This is a genomic window from Reyranella sp. (assembly GCF_965227665.1).
Classification (GTDB): domain Bacteria; phylum Pseudomonadota; class Alphaproteobacteria; order Reyranellales; family Reyranellaceae; genus Reyranella.
Genome location: NZ_OZ245767.1, coordinates 3,682,783 through 3,696,992, shown reverse-complemented (window position 1 = coordinate 3,696,992; position 14,210 = coordinate 3,682,783). Strand labels below are relative to the sequence as shown.

General features: G+C 66.9%; 12 protein-coding genes. All 12 read right to left on the bottom strand.

Annotation, left to right across the window (positions count from 1 at the left end; translation table 11 throughout):
• Positions 1-9: 9 nt before the first annotated feature.
• Positions 10-795: a GntR family transcriptional regulator gene (locus ACO07I_RS17790; RefSeq protein WP_422009714.1), complete on the bottom strand. Its 786-nt coding sequence runs from the start codon at positions 793-795 to the stop codon at positions 10-12.
• Positions 792-1,562, bottom strand: coding sequence for an ABC transporter permease (locus ACO07I_RS17785; protein WP_422009713.1), 771 nt, complete (start codon positions 1,560-1,562; stop codon positions 792-794). The genes ACO07I_RS17790 and ACO07I_RS17785 overlap by 4 nt, the downstream gene beginning before the upstream one ends.
• Positions 1,559-2,308, bottom strand: coding sequence for an ABC transporter permease (locus ACO07I_RS17780; protein WP_422009712.1), 750 nt, complete (start codon positions 2,306-2,308; stop codon positions 1,559-1,561). The genes ACO07I_RS17785 and ACO07I_RS17780 overlap by 4 nt, the downstream gene beginning before the upstream one ends.
• Entirely contained in the window at positions 2,305-3,156 is an 852-nt protein-coding gene (locus ACO07I_RS17775; RefSeq protein WP_422009711.1) for an ABC transporter ATP-binding protein, read from the bottom strand. The genes ACO07I_RS17780 and ACO07I_RS17775 overlap by 4 nt, the downstream gene beginning before the upstream one ends.
• Positions 3,153-4,139 carry an ABC transporter substrate-binding protein gene (locus tag ACO07I_RS17770; RefSeq protein WP_422009710.1) on the bottom strand — a complete coding sequence of 329 codons (987 nt, stop codon included), beginning with the start codon at positions 4,137-4,139 and terminating at the stop codon, positions 3,153-3,155. The genes ACO07I_RS17775 and ACO07I_RS17770 overlap by 4 nt, the downstream gene beginning before the upstream one ends.
• Before the next feature lie 153 nt (positions 4,140-4,292).
• Positions 4,293-5,657 (bottom strand): paraquat-inducible protein A, encoded by a 1,365-nt coding sequence (locus tag ACO07I_RS17765; protein WP_422009709.1) that lies wholly within the window; start codon positions 5,655-5,657, stop codon positions 4,293-4,295.
• Between the two features lie 4 nt (positions 5,658-5,661).
• Positions 5,662-6,252, bottom strand: a complete 591-nt coding sequence (locus tag ACO07I_RS17760; RefSeq protein WP_422009708.1) for a PqiC family protein — start codon at positions 6,250-6,252, stop codon at positions 5,662-5,664.
• Positions 6,249-7,985 carry an intermembrane transport protein PqiB gene (locus tag ACO07I_RS17755; protein WP_422009707.1) on the bottom strand — a complete coding sequence of 579 codons (1,737 nt, stop codon included), beginning with the start codon at positions 7,983-7,985 and terminating at the stop codon, positions 6,249-6,251. Before ACO07I_RS17755 ends, ACO07I_RS17760 begins: the two co-directional genes overlap by 4 nt.
• 34 nt (positions 7,986-8,019) lie before the next feature.
• Positions 8,020-10,896: a DNA translocase FtsK gene (locus ACO07I_RS17750; protein WP_422009706.1), complete on the bottom strand. Its 2,877-nt coding sequence runs from the start codon at positions 10,894-10,896 to the stop codon at positions 8,020-8,022.
• Between the two features lie 15 nt (positions 10,897-10,911).
• Positions 10,912-12,117, bottom strand: coding sequence for an aminotransferase class I/II-fold pyridoxal phosphate-dependent enzyme (locus ACO07I_RS17745; protein WP_422009705.1), 1,206 nt, complete (start codon positions 12,115-12,117; stop codon positions 10,912-10,914).
• A 228-nt stretch (positions 12,118-12,345) separates the two neighbouring features.
• A complete protein-coding gene (locus tag ACO07I_RS17740) occupies positions 12,346-12,684 on the bottom strand; it encodes a P-II family nitrogen regulator (protein WP_295133713.1) in 339 nt (112 codons plus the stop codon).
• Between the two features lie 189 nt (positions 12,685-12,873).
• Positions 12,874-14,205, bottom strand: coding sequence for an ammonium transporter (locus ACO07I_RS17735; RefSeq protein ID WP_422009704.1), 1,332 nt, complete (start codon positions 14,203-14,205; stop codon positions 12,874-12,876).
• Positions 14,206-14,210: the final 5 nt, after the last annotated feature.

The window sequence follows — 14,210 nt, the reverse complement described above, 5'->3', positions numbered from 1 at the left end:
CTTGTTCCTCTAGCGTTTGCGTTTCGGGGCGGGCGTGGGGCGCGAAGGCGACTTGAGAGTCTCGGGATGCACGGTGAAGCGCAGCTTCAGGTGCTCCGGCACGGCGAGCATCTCGACATATTCGACCGCCCGCCCCTTCTGGTCGATCATCAGGCTGCGCAGGTCGATGAGGGCCGCGCCGACCTTGACGCCGAGGCGCGAGGCGACCAGCGGTTCGGCCAGCACCGCCGAGACGAGCTGTTCGGCACCACAGATATGGGCGCCCGCCCGCCCCAGGAGCTGGAACATCGGGATGCTGTTGAGATCGTCCCGGGTGAAGGTCCGGCCGAGCGCGGCGGGAACGTAGCTCGTCAGGTGCATGACCGGCGTGCCGTCCTGGGACCGGACGCGCACCGCGCGCTGCACCGGATTTTCATCGGCATCCCACAGCCGGTCGCGTGCAAAGCCACGCGCTTCGACGTAACCGAACTCGAGGACCTCGGCGACCGTCTCGGCGCCATAGGACACGATGTTCTCGATCACCGAGGAGACCGGCATGCGCATCGGCTGGCCGATCTGGGGCCGGACGATGGTGCGCCGTCCGGCGCCGCGTTCGATCAGCCCGGCATCGTGCAGGCTGGCCATCGCGCGACGGACGGTGATGCGCGACACGCTGAACATACGGGTGAGCTGTTCCTCGGTCGGCAGCGGCTCGCCCTCGGGATAGCGCCCGGTCGAAATGCCGTCGGCCAGCACCAGATAGATCTGGTGATGCAGCGGCGAGCCCATTTCGCGGGCAACGGCGATCCTGTTCATGACTTCTCGGAAGCCTCTCCGCGATGCAGGTGCTTGTCGATCGCCAGAAGCGCTGCGTTGGACGCAATGGCGAAGACGGAGATCAGCACCGCAATCGACAGGATCGTCTTCACGTCGTGAAGGTCGATCGCCGTCATCAGCAGGAACCCGAGCCCGCGCTGCGAGGCGAAGAGTTCGCCCAGCATGGTGCCCAGCAGGGTGAGCGAGAAGCCGATGCGCAGGCCCGAGAAGATCTCGGGCAGGGTGGCGGGGACGAGCACGTACCAGCCGGTCTGCGCCGGGGTGAGCCGCATGGCGCGGCCCGCCCGCAGATAGGTCCGGTTGACGTTGCGCACCGCGTTCATGGTGAAGAGGACGACGGGAATGATCCCGTGTAGCGCGCCGAACGCCACCTTGGCCGGCATGCCCAGGCCGAACAGCAGCAGGATCACGGGATAGAGCGTGATCTTCGGCACCGAGTAGAGGGCGACGAGGATGGGTTCCGCGACCTCGCCGGTGAGCTTGTGTCCGCCCAGCACGACGCCGATCAGAACGCCGCCGCCGCAGGCGATGGCCAGCGCCTGCAGGAAGGCGAGACCGGTCTCGCGCAGATGCGGCAGGAAGCGCGCCTGCCCGATCATTTCCCAGAGATGGGCGAGCGTCGGGGCCGGCGCCGTTACGGCCGAATCGCCCGCGATCTCGTGCAGGACCTGCCAGAGCGCGACCAGCGAGATCGCGACGAGGATGGGGTCGCGCCAGGCGCGCAACGAGAGCAGCCCGCGGCTCATGCCCCGCGCCGGCGCAGCATGCGACGCTCCCAGGCGAACACCGCCATGTTGAACAGGGTCACGATCCCCAGCACGAACAGGATCAGCGCATACATGCGCGGATTGTCGAAATTGTCGTAGGCGAAGGCGATCTCGTGGCCGATGCCGCTGGTTGACAGGATGAATTCGCCCGCGATCACGCCGATGAACGAATAGGCGACGGCGAGCTTGAGGCCCGACAGGATGTGCGGCGCCGCCGCCGGCAGACGCACCCGCCAGATCTCCTCGATCAGCGACAGGCGGTGGATGCGCGCCGTCCGCAACAGAACGCGCGGCACGCGGTCGAGGCCCGCCATCGTGGCGAGGATCATCGCGACCATGGCGAACAGGGTCGCCAGCACGATCAGGGGCACGGGCCCCAGACCGAAGATCACGATCAAGAGCGGATAGAAGGCGAAGTGCGGGATGGCGTAGTAGGCCGCGAGGAAGGGGCTGAAGGCGCGGCGCAGGAACGGCACCCCGTTGAGGATGAAGCCGATCACGAAGCCACCGACGATGGCGATGCTCATGGCGATGGCCACGGCCGACAGCGTGTGCCGCAGGTGCATGCCGATCTCGTCCGACTGCAATGTTTCGACGAGCGTCGTCACCATTTTCGACGGGGCGGTCACCATGGTCGGCGCGATCGCGCCGGTCCGGCAGGCCAGTTCCAGGGCGGCGACGGCTCCCACCAGCAGGATGGTGCGGATCCAGCCGGCCTTGCTCATCGCGCCGCCGTCCCCTGCCCCATGGCACGCAGCGATTCAGCCCTCAGGTAGGACCAGAGGCGCGAGGTCACCGCACCGAAATCCGCCCGCTCGGCGAGGCGCGAATCGCGGTCGCGCGGCCAGCCGGTCTCGACGATGTCGAGGAAACGGCCCGGTCGCGCCGACATCACGCCGATACGATCCGACAACAGGTTGGCCTCGTCGAGCGCGTGGGTGATCAGCAGCACCGTGGCCGAGGTTTCGCGCCACAGGCGCAGCAACTCGTCGCCCATCAGCAGGCGCGTCTGCTGGTCGAGCGCGCCGAACGGCTCGTCGAGCAGGATCAATCGCGGCTGGAGCACGAGCGTGCGCGCGATGCAGACGCGCTGGCGCATGCCGCCGGAGAGCTGGCTGGGATAGGCCCGCCGGAAGTCGCGCAGCCCCATGAAACCGATCGCGAAATCGACGCGCCGCTTGCTCTCCGCAGCATCGACGCCGGCGCGGCGCAGGCCGAAGGCGACGTTGTCCTCGACGGTGAGCCAGGGAAAGCTCGCATCCTCCTGGAACACGACGCCGACTCCGTCCGGCACCTCGCCATGCACCGGCTTGCCCTCGAACTCGACCGTGCCGGCCGAGGGAACGGCAAGACCCGACAGAACGTCGAGCAGGGTCGACTTTCCGCAACCGGACGGTCCGACGACGCTGAAGAACTCGCCCGCCCGGAGGTCGAAGGAAATCGGGCCGAGCGCATGCACTTCGCCATGGCCCGCGCGCGGCGGGTAAACGCGCGTCACGCCCTCGAGACGCGCATGGATCTTGTGGGTGGCCTCGTTTTCGACCGCCGCCAGACGCGGCGCCCCCGCGATCATTGGGTCTTCGCCGCGGCAGGCGCGAACTGCGGATCCGTCGCCGCCTTCCAGTCCACCGGCAGCTGCAACGCGCCGACCGAACCCAGCGCATCGGCCATCGACTGCATGAGCGGCATTTCGAGCTGGCCCCTGCCCCACCAGGTCGGGTTCATCTTGGTTACGTTGGCGATGGCGTTGGTCACGACGTCGAGCGGCAAGTTGTAGGCCTTGGCGACGATCTGGGCGGCCTCCTTGGGATTGGCATGGAGGAACTCGACTCCCTTGCGCCGCGCCTCGATCACCGCCTTCAGCTTGGGCCCGTGCTTGGCGATGGTCTCGTCGGTCGCGATGCCGACCGTCTGGGCATAGGCCGGCAGCTTCTCGTCGAGCCAGCCCAGCGTCTTGTACTTCGTGCCGGCCTTTTCCTTCTGGGAGAAGATCGGCTCGGGAATGATGGCGACGTCGACCTTGTTGTGCTCGAGCGCGGTAAGGCCCGCGCCGAAATCACCGATGGCGACCATCTTCACGTCGGCCGCGGTGACGTCCCAGGACTTGAGCGCCGAGAGCGTGATCGCCTCGCTCACCGACTTCGGCCGCGAATAGACGAAACGCTTGCCCTTGAGGTCGGCCGGCTTGTCGATCGCCTCGCCGACGCGGGTCACCCAGAAGGAGCTGCGGCCGTTGGTGCCGCCGCTGATGATCTTGATGTTGAAGCCTTCCTTGATGGCCGCCAGCGCCGCCGGCAGCGCCACTTCGGCAAACAGCGTATCGCCCGCCATCATGTTGCGGACGCTGGTGCCGCCGCCCTTCGAGGTCAGGATGCCGCTCACATCGACGCCCGCTTCCTTGAAGTAGCCCTTCTCCATCGCGATGGCGTAGGGCACGCCGTAGAGCAGCGAGCCGTAGTGGGTGACGACGATGTCGTCGGCGCGCGCCGTCGCAACGGACAGGGTGCCGAGAGCTGCGAACGCAAGCGTGCGGATGGCGGCCTTGAAAGCCCTCATCGTTCCCTCCCAGGGATGTTGTGGCCAGCGCCTGATGACACCGGCTCTTCTATTGTTATGACATTAGGACATTCGCGCTGAAGCGAGTCAATCCGGCCGCTGCGGCGCTATTCGCTGCGCAGAAAGGTCAGTTGTCGAACTTTCGCCGGACGCTCAGCCGGAAGGCAGTGCCGTGACCGCCGCACCGGATGGAGCGGCCGATGGTCGACCTTGTCGATGGGGATTGCGGGCAGCGGCATCCCACATGAGGCGCGGATCGAAAGCTTCGGCGGCGAAGATCGTGACGATCACCACGGCACAGAAGGCCAGCGCCCCCATGCCGGGGTCGATGGTCACCGCGCGACCGAACTGCACCAGCGCCCCCAGCAACGACTCCATGAAGATGTCGACCATCGACCAGCGGCCGATCCAGGCAACGATGAAATAGAGCTTCGTGCGCTGGCGCAGGAAGACACCGGCGGTTTGGGCCGTTCCGGGAAGCGAGGTTACTGAAATCATGCCGATCAGGCTGATCAGCTTGAACAGAGGCACCAGGACGCTGGCGAAGAAGACCAGAAGCGCCAGCGGATACATCTTGGACGAGACGAGTTCCTCGACGCCCCCCATGATGGTGCTGGGTGCGCCGGAGCCGAGCTGGATCACCGTCAGCACCGGATAGACGTTGGCCGGGATGTAGAGGATGGCGCCTGCCAGGGCGAGGGAGAGGGTCCGATTGAGGCTGTCGGGCTTGCGCTCGTGGACGCGCGCGCCGCAACGCGGACAACGACCGTCATGCTCAGCCGGCACGCAGACGAGCTTGCAGTCCTCGCACCCCGCCGCACCCGGCCGGTACTCGAGCGGTGCGACCGGCGGCATCGGCGCATGGGTCTGGCCGCGGCGCTCGATCTCCTCCCACACCGCCTGCGGATCGAGGGCGAGTTCGGCCCAGACGATCACCACCGTGAGGACGCCCAGCGCATAGACCGCCGGCCCGAGCTGGATCGTCACGAGGTCGCCCAGCTTGGTGTAGGCCACGAACACGCCCAGCAGCAGCACCTCGAGCATCGCCCAGGTGCCCATGCGCCGGGCGATCAGGAAGATGCCGCGCAGATTGGGCGGCAAGGTCCGCATTCGCAGCCCGACCAGCACGTAGAGCGTGCCGGCGAACTTGATGAGCGGCGCGAACGCCGTGGTGAAGGAGACGGCCAGCGCCAGCGGCCACAGGCCGTGACGCACCAGCTCGGACGGGCCGGATAGGATCGTGGTTTCGTGGACGATGCCGGCGGTCGAGACCTTCATCAGCATCGCAAGCCACAGCACGGCGAACAGCACCAGCGAGGCGAAGGTGAGCGCCAGGCAACGGCCCGTCGGATCGGCGCGGGTGGCCCGGAGCGGCGTGCCGCAGCGCTCGCAGTCGGAGCGCATGTTGGCCGCCATCGCCGGCACGATCTGGAACAGGCCACAGCCATGACATTCACGCAGCTGCGGCTGCGTCACCAGAGGCCCGGGGTCGCGCGGCACGGCGAAGGCCCGCAGCATGGCGCTACTGAAGAAGCGCGGCGATGCCGTCCGACAGCTCGCCGAGCGCGTCGCTCATCGCGGCGACGTGGCCCGGCGTATCCGGCGTTGCGACGGGCTTCGAGATCGAGAAGTTGCGCGCGGCGGTCCGGGTCGGCCGGTTGAACCCGATAGCGACCTGCGCCAGCAGGATGACGTTGCCACCCTTGTCGGCGTCGAAGCGCTGGATGTCGATGCCCACCGTGGCATAGGGATCCGCCGTGATCGAGCCGGCTTCGCTGTAGACTTGGCTGTTGGGGAGTCGCTGCGAGAGTTCGATCACGATCGTCCGCCCCAGCATTCCGCCGACCGGCTCGCCCCACCAGGAGTTCGCACGGACGTCGAGCTTGGAATCGTCCGTCGAGCGGACGATCTCCTTGCGGTCGAGATAGCCGGGCAGGCCGATATCGCGCACCTGCACGATGCGCGGTCCCCGCGTGAGCACCGGACCCGGCCGCACGGCGAGTGTGTAGAGGACGGGTTCCGGCGAGGTACTGCAGGCCTGGAGGGCCGGCGCGGCGAGCACCGGGAGGGCGAGGAGGCCGAACTGGCGGCGGCCGAAACGAAGGGAGGTCATTCCTTGCCTGTGTTGGTGCGGCCCTTGATCAGGGCTTCGGGGTGACGCGTCAGAAGGTCGGCGAGGGAGCGGATCGAGCGCGCCGCGTCGGTGAGCTGCGGGAGCAGTCGATCGAGCTCCCGGTTGAACTTCGACGTGTCGCCGTAGCCCTTGTCGACCGAGCCGATCAGGCGATTGGCCTTGGTGACGGCCTCCTGCAGCTGCTGGGCGATGTCGGGCAGGCGTTTCAGCGCCGGCGTTCCATCGACGTCGAGTTTGCGGGCGATGTCCTGCACGTCGATCATCGCCTTCTCGAGAGCCACCAGCGTTGCCTTGATCTGCGGCCCGTTCACCATCTGGTCGATGCCGACGGAGGCGCCGACCAGGCTGTTGCCGATCTTGTCGAAGTCGATGCGGTTGATCTTGCTCAGGAGCTCGCTGGCCGAGGTGGTGATGCTGTCGAAGCCGCCCAGCTCGACAGCCGGGATCACATAGTGGCCGTCTTCCTCGGTGAGTTCGCCGGGCTTGGGATCGGCGAGGACCTCCAGCGAGATGACCTTCTGCGGGCTGATCAGGCTCGGCGCCTGCAGAGTCGCGCGCAGTCCGCGCTTGATCATCTCCTCGGCGACGTTGATGGGCTCCATTCCCCGGGTCTTTGCGAGGTTGCTCACCCTGCCGGACTCGACGCGATAATGGATCGGCGCGACGATGCGGTCGGTCTTGGGATCGTAAACCAGCCCGACACGGGTCACTTCGCCGATCTTGAGGCCGTGGAACCTCACTTCGGACCCCTCGGTCACGCCGGCGACCGACCCCGGAAAATAGGAGATCAGCTTGATCTGCTGGCCGAAGCCCGCGGACTTGGCCTCTTCGAGGTTGGCGTAGAGCTTGAAACGATGATCGGCCTGACTGATCGGGGCGGTCGAATCGTGTGCCGTATCGAAGGCGATGCCGCCCAGCAAGATGGCCCGCAGCGACTCCATCTGGATGTTGACGCCGTTGGCACCCAACGAGACCGAGAGGCCGGACGCGTTCCAGAAGTTTGAATCGTCGCGCACGTAGCGGTCGTACGGTGCCCGCACGAAAGCATGTATGGCGACCCGGCTGGCAAGGTCGTGCAGGTCCCATCCGAGCACCGTCCCGACCTCGATGTCGCGGAAGAAGATCGGCGCACCGAGGCTGATCGATCCCAGCCGCCTGGAGTCGAGCCGAAAGGTCGTTCCCTTGACCGAGGCCTGGAGAATGGGCGGGTCTTCCTGGCCGACGAACTCACGTTTTGCGGCGCCCGATTCGGAGGACGGCCGCATGCCGATGTAGGAGCCCGACAGGATGGTCTCGAGGCCGGAAATATTGCCGGCGAAGAGCTGCGGCTTCACCACCCAGAAGATGGTCTTGTCGGTGAGCAGCGGTTCGGCTTCCTTCACCGTCTCGATCGTCACCAGCACCTTCGACAGGTCGGGCGGGATGGTGATGGTCTTGACCGTCCCCATGACGACGTTGCGGTACTTGAGCTGCGACTGGCCGGCCGTGAGGCCGGCGGCCGTGTCGAACGACACGGTGATCATCGGGCCGCGCTTGGAGAAGGCGTCCCACGCCAGCCATCCGGCGATGAGCGCCGTCGCGATGGGCACCAGCCAGACCAGCGGGAAACGGCGGCGGCGTCGAACAGGAGCCGCCCCAACGGCGCTCTGCGCACCGGGTTTCGCCGTGGCCGGGGTCCCGGAAACCGATCCGGGCGGGGCTTGATCTGTCATCGTACCTCGTTCGGCCCGCGGTCAGACGGGACGTTCAGCGTTCCCGGTCGTCGATGTCGCGGGCCAGGACCTCGCGCTTGCCGACATGGTTCGCTGCACTAACCACGCCCTCGCGCTCCATGCGCTCGACGATGCGGGCGGCCCTGTTATAGCCGATCTGGAGGTAACGTTGGATGAAAGACGTGCTGCATTTGCGCTCGCGGGCCACCAGCGCGATCGCCTGGTCGTAGAGCTGGTCGCTCTCGCCCTCCTCCGCGTCGCCCGGCAAGCCGCTCCCCGAGCCCTCGCCGTCGGGGTCATCGGTGACCGACTCGATGTAGGCCGGCGCGCCTTGGGCCCGCAGATGGCGGACCACCTCCTCGACCTCGCCGTCGCTGACGAAGGGGCCATGGACGCGGGCGATCTTGCCGCCGCCGGCCATGTAGAGCATGTCGCCCTGCCCCAGCAGCTGCTCGCCCCCCTGCTCGCCCAGGATGGTGCGGCTGTCGATCTTGGACGTCACCTGGAAGGAGATTCGGGTCGGGAAGTTGGCCTTGATGGTACCGGTGATGACGTCGACCGACGGCCGCTGGGTGGCCATCACGACGTGGATCCCGGCCGCGCGCGCCATCTGGGCCAGGCGCTGCACCGTCGCCTCGATCTCCTTGCCCGCGACCAGCATCAGGTCGGCCATCTCGTCGATGATGACGACGATGAAGGGCAGCGGGCTCAGGTCCATCTCTTCGTCTTCGAAGATGGGCTTGCGCGTCTCGGGATCGATGCCGGTCTGGACCTTGCGGGTCAGCACGCCGCCCTTTCGGGCCGTCTCGGCGAGCTTCTCGTTGTAGCCCGCGATGTTGCGCACGGCGACCGCGCTCATGGCGCGATAGCGGTCCTCCATCTCGCGCACCACCCACTTCAGGGCGACGATCGCCTTGCGCGGCTCGGTGACGACGGGCGTCAGCAGATGCGGGATGTCCTGGTAGACGCTGAGTTCCAGCATCTTCGGGTCGATCATGATGAAGCGGCACTGATCCGGCGTCAGCCGGTAGAGCAGCGAAAGGATCATGGTGTTGACCGCCACCGACTTGCCCGAGCCGGTGGTGCCGCCGATCAGCAGATGCGGCATGCGGGCGAGGTCGGCGATGACCGGATCACCGCCGATATCCTTGCCCAGCGCCAGCGGCAGGCCGAGGCGCAAATCCTCGTAGTGCTTGGTCGACAGCAGTTCGCGCAGGAACACCGTTTCGCGCTTGGCGTTGGGCAGCTCGATGCCGATGACGTTGCGGCCGGGCACGGTGGCGACGCGCGCCGAGACCGCACTCATCGAGCGGGCGATGTCGTCGGCAAGACCGATGACGCGGCTCGACTTGGTGCCGGGCGCGGGTTCGAGCTCGTAGAGGGTCACGACCGGTCCCGGCCGCACCTTCACGATCTGTCCCTTGACGCCGAAATCCTCGAGCACCGTCTCGAGCAGGCGCGCATTCTGCTCCAGCGCCTCCTCGTCGATCTTGGGCTGGGCGTTGACCCGCGACGGCAGCGACAGGATGTCGAGCGGCGGCAGCTGGTAATGGGCCCCGAGGGCCAGCTCGCGCTGTCCAGCCTTGGCGGCGCGCTTGCCCTGCGGCGCGGCCGACTTGCGCGGCACGATCTTCACGGCCGCAGGGGTAGGCGGCGCGGCCACCGGCTGCTCGACGTCGAGCGCATTGTCGGGCGCGAACGGATTGTCGTCGGTCTCCTCGTCCACCAGCTCTTCGGCGACAGGTGCGGGCGGGGGCTCGACGGCAACCGGCGGCGGCGCCTCGAACTCCTCGTCGGCAACCGGCTGGCGATAGTGTGCCGGCGCCGGCGGCGACGCGGCTTCATACCCGCCGAAGCCCGGCTCGATGCGTTCCGCCGGCGCGGCGGACGCCGGCGCGGAGCGGCGCATGAAGGGCTCGATCCGCAGGCCGCCGGTCAGGCGACTGAGGAAGGTGCGTTCCTGCACGCTTGAAGGCGCAGGCTCGTCCAGCACCGGCGAGTGCATGCGAAGACCGCCCGGCGCCTCCGGGATGTCGTCGGCCGGCCGCTCGATCGGGGCATAGGGCGCATCGACCATGAGCGAATCGCGCGCCGGCAGCACCGCGCCTTCCTCGGGAATCTGCTCGTAGCGGGTCTCGAACCGCGCCGGATCGTACTGGCTGGCGTCGATCTCGCCCGGAATCTCGGCATAGCCGATATGGGGCGCCGGCGGCTCGTTCTCGTCCTCGAGCGCCTGCGGCTTGCCGCGCCACAGGTCCACGGCCGCCCGCATGCCCCAGGCGACCCACAGGAAGGGCGCGCGCAGGATGCGGAAGATCAGCGGCAGATCGGTGCGGTTCATACCGAGCGCCGGGGCCATCGCGATGAATGCGAGGGCAGCCGCACCGGGCTCGATGAACGTGAGGGCGCCGCCACTCGAATGGGTGAGCACCAGTTCGCGGAAGCGGCCGACCAGTGCGAGGCCGACCAGCCCGCCCGGGCCGGCATGGGTGGCGGCACCGCCGACATCGCCCAGGCCCACACAGGCCACGCTCATCATCAGCAAGGCCAGCAGCAGCAGCGAGAGACGCAGCCCGAAGAAGCCGAGATGGTGAGTGCGCACCATGCGCACGCCCCAGGTGATGAAGGCGACCGGGGCGAGGATGATGGCGAGACCGAAGGTCTGCAGCAGCAGGTCCGAGATATAGGCGCCGGGCAGGCCGAGCAGGTTGTTGGGTGCGCGCGCCGTAGCGTGATTGAGCGAGGGATCGCCGGGGCTGTAGGTGAACAGCGCCATCATCAGCGCCAGGCCGAAGCCTGCGGTCGCGACACCGACGATCTCCATCATGCGGCGTCGCAGGAAATCGCGCCCGCCCTCCGGCAGGATGGAGGTCCTGGGCTGCAACGCTGAAGAGAGGCTCAGCATGGCCATGCGCGACTGCGCTCCCTAGAGAACGGACGCGAGGCGCTGAAGCCCCTCGCGGGTGGTCTTCTCGTCATGCACCAGCGCCACGCGGATGTAGCGCTGCGAAATGTTGATCCCGTTGGTCTCGCGGCAGGCATAGGCGCCCGGCAGCACCTTGACGTGCGCCTCGCCCCACAGTTTGCGCGTGGCTTCCTCGCCGTCGCCGACGTCGAGCCACAGGAAGAAGCCGCCGCCCGGCGTGTAGTAGGAGAAGCGGTTATGCAGGATCTGTTCGGCGATCCGGAAATTCTTCACGTACCATTCGCGCGTCTGGACCGGATGCGTCTCCTCGCGCCACAGCGCGGCCGACGCCTTCTGGACGGCGAACGGAATTTGCGGGCCGCCATAGCTGCGCCAGCGCAGCACCATCGCGACCAGCTTCGGATCGCCGGCCATGAAGCCCGAGCGCAGGCCGGCCGCGTTCGACCTCTTCGAGAGCGAATGGAAGACCGCGAGATTGCGGAACGGATCCTTGCCGCCGGTCTCGTCGATCTCCAGGGCCGCTTCGAGCGCACCCGGCGGCGGCGCCCCGGTGTAGATTTCGGCGTAGCACTCGTCGACGGCCAGCACCGTATCGTACTTGCGGCAGAGCTTCAGGAGCTTCTGCAGATAGTCCTTGCTGGCGATCGCCCCCTGCGGATTGGCCGGCGAACAGAGATAGACGACCGACATCCGCCGCCAGGTCGCTTCATCGAGGCTCTCATAGTCCGGCAGGAAGCCGTTCGAGGCTTCGGCGTTGACCAGCAGCGGCTCACCCCCCGACAGGACCGCTCCGCCCAGATAGGCCTGGTAGAAGGGATTGGGCAGCGCGACGATCGGCTTGCCCCCGCCCTTCTCCTGCGGCGTCGCCACCGTGGAGATGATGTAGACCCCTTCCTTGCTGCCGGCCGTCGGATGGACATGCAGATTGGGATCGAGCAGCCCCTGCGGCAGCTTGTAACGGCGGGTCAGCCACTCGCAGATCGCAAGGTTGAGGTCGGGCAACCCCTGGTTCGGCGGATAGCGGTTCCAGCCATCGACTTCGTCGATCACGATCTGCCGCGCGAAAGCGGGCATCGCGCCCTGCGGCTCGCCGACCGACATGTTGATCATCGACAGGTGTGCCGGCGGCGTGATTGGAGCGATCAGGGCGTTCAATCGCGCAAAGGGAAAGTCTGTCAGCGTCTCGGTCAGGCGCGGATTGAACATCTCGTATCCAGTGGCCGAACCGGCCGAACAAAATAAAGGTGCCAACCGAACGGCCAGCCTATTGCCACATTCTATGGAACAAATTTGCCAATCACAACAATGGAATAGGCTTGTTTCTTGAGACAAAGGAAGGGTTTGCGTCCCTTCCCCGTGCGACCACAAGCGGTAGTCGGCCATGACGCCGCACGGCCGATGGAATTGCCTATTCTCTAGTCAACTATGTCGCGGTTAGAGGGCGTTGGAACCCGACTCGCCGGTGCGGATGCGCACCGCCTGCTCGACTGGCGTGACGAAGATCTTGCCGTCGCCGATCTTGCCGGTATGGGCCGCCTTCTGGATGGCTTCCACCGCCCGCTCGACCTGGCCGTCGTCGACCACGATCTCGATCTTCACCTTGGGCAGGAAGCTCACGAGATATTCGGCACCGCGATAGATCTCGGTCTGGCCCTTCTGGCGGCCGAAGCCCTTGACCTCGCTCACCGTCAGACCCGACACGCCGACGCCGGTCAGCGCGTCGCGCACCTCGTCGAGCTTGAACGGTTTGATGATGGCGGACACGAGCTTCATCTGATTTCCCCTCCGGCCTTCCGGCATTGGCTCCCAGACTGGCCCGCCGCGTTCGCGGCGTCAAACGCCGGACAGAAAGCGGGCCCGGCGAGAGGCTCGCCGGGCCCGAGGGTCCGCCGCGACACGGTGCGGCGGATGAGAGGGAACCAGGAGGAGAGAGGGGTTCCCGATCTCGAGGAGGAGACGGTCCTAGTGGATCGTCTCGCCGTGCAGGTTGATGTCGAGGCCCTCGATCTCTTCCTCGTTCGTCACACGCAGCCCGATCAGGGCATCGACGACCTTGAGGATGATGAAGGTAGCGACGGCGCACCAGGCGATGCAGACCAGCGAGCCCCAGAGCTGCGTCAGGACCTGGCCGGCGTTGCCGTCGATCAGTCCCTTCTTGCCCTCGCCGCCGATCACTTCCACGGCGAACACGCCGGTCAGGATGGCGCCAACGAAGCCGCCGATGCCGTGCACGCCGAACGCGTCGAGCGAGTCGTCGTAGCCCATCGCCTTCTTGAGGCCGGTGGCACCCCAGAAGCAGACCAGGCCGGCGACGATGCCGATGGCCAGCGCACCCATCGGCGTCACGAAGCCCGAAGCCGGTGTGATCGCAACGAGGCCGGCGACCGCACCCGAGATGATGCCGAGGACCGACGGCTTGCCGCGCGTCACCCACTCCGCGAACATCCACGCCATGGCCGCCGCAGCCGCGGCGAACTGAGTGACCGCCATCGCCATGCCGGCATTGGGGCTGGCGCCGACGGCCGAGCCGGCGTTGAAGCCGAACCAGCCCACCCACAGGAGGGCGGCGCCGATCACCGAGTAGACCAGGTTGAACGGCGCCATGTTCTCGGTGCCGAAGCCCTTGCGCTTGCCGATGACGAGCGCGCAGACGAGGCCCGCGACACCGGCGTTGATGTGCACGACCGTGCCGCCGGCATAGTCGAGGACGCCCCAGTCGCCGAGGAATCCGCCGCCCCACACCCAGTGAGCGATCGGCGCGTAGACGATCAGCGACCACAGGGCCATGAACCACATCATGGCCGAGAATTTCATGCGCTCGGCGAAGGCGCCGGCGATCAGGGCCGGCGTGATGATGGCGAAGGTGAGCTGGAAGGTCATGAAGACGGTCTCGGGGATCGTCTTGGCGAGGTCATGCACGCCATCGAGGGTGAGGCCCGACATGAAGATGCGGCTGAGGCCGCCGACGAGCGAGCTGCCGGGCGTGAAGGCCAGGCTGTAGCCGACGATCAGCCACAGGACGGAGATCATGCAGGTGATGGCGAAGCTCTGCATCACCGTCGACAGGACGTTCTTCTTGCGGACCATGCCGCCGTAGAACAGCGCGAGACCCGGAATGGTCATCATCAGAACGAGCGCCGTCGAGGTCAGCATCCACGCCGTGTCGCCGGTATCGAGCTTGGGCGCCGCTGCCGGAGCAGGCGTCGCGGCGGCCTGGGCCAGCGCAAGCGCGGGCAGAAGCAGCACCGCGGCCGCCCCCGCGCCCGCCAGCACCGAATTGGTCTTGAACTTCATCGTTG

Excerpts from the sequence above, each read along its gene's own strand:
- ACO07I_RS17740 (WP_295133713.1), bottom strand. The coding sequence starts at position 12,684 with ATGAAGCTCGTGTCCGCCATCATCAAACCGTTCAAGCTCGACGAGGTG.
- ACO07I_RS17780 (WP_422009712.1), bottom strand. The coding sequence starts at position 2,308 with ATGAGCAAGGCCGGCTGGATCCGCACCATCCTGCTGGTGGGAGCCGTC.
- ACO07I_RS17765 (WP_422009709.1), bottom strand. The coding sequence starts at position 5,657 with ATGCTGCGGGCCTTCGCCGTGCCGCGCGACCCCGGGCCTCTGGTGACG.
- ACO07I_RS17760 (WP_422009708.1), bottom strand. The coding sequence starts at position 6,252 with ATGACCTCCCTTCGTTTCGGCCGCCGCCAGTTCGGCCTCCTCGCCCTC.
- ACO07I_RS17745 (WP_422009705.1), bottom strand. The coding sequence starts at position 12,117 with ATGTTCAATCCGCGCCTGACCGAGACGCTGACAGACTTTCCCTTTGCG.
- ACO07I_RS17755 (WP_422009707.1), bottom strand. The coding sequence starts at position 7,985 with ATGACAGATCAAGCCCCGCCCGGATCGGTTTCCGGGACCCCGGCCACG.
- ACO07I_RS17790 (WP_422009714.1), bottom strand. The coding sequence starts at position 795 with ATGAACAGGATCGCCGTTGCCCGCGAAATGGGCTCGCCGCTGCATCAC.
- ACO07I_RS17785 (WP_422009713.1), bottom strand. The coding sequence starts at position 1,562 with ATGAGCCGCGGGCTGCTCTCGTTGCGCGCCTGGCGCGACCCCATCCTC.
- ACO07I_RS17770 (WP_422009710.1), bottom strand. The coding sequence starts at position 4,139 with ATGAGGGCTTTCAAGGCCGCCATCCGCACGCTTGCGTTCGCAGCTCTC.
- ACO07I_RS17775 (WP_422009711.1), bottom strand. The coding sequence starts at position 3,156 with ATGATCGCGGGGGCGCCGCGTCTGGCGGCGGTCGAAAACGAGGCCACC.
- ACO07I_RS17750 (WP_422009706.1), bottom strand. The coding sequence starts at position 10,896 with ATGGCCATGCTGAGCCTCTCTTCAGCGTTGCAGCCCAGGACCTCCATC.
- ACO07I_RS17735 (WP_422009704.1), bottom strand. The coding sequence starts at position 14,205 with ATGAAGTTCAAGACCAATTCGGTGCTGGCGGGCGCGGGGGCGGCCGCG.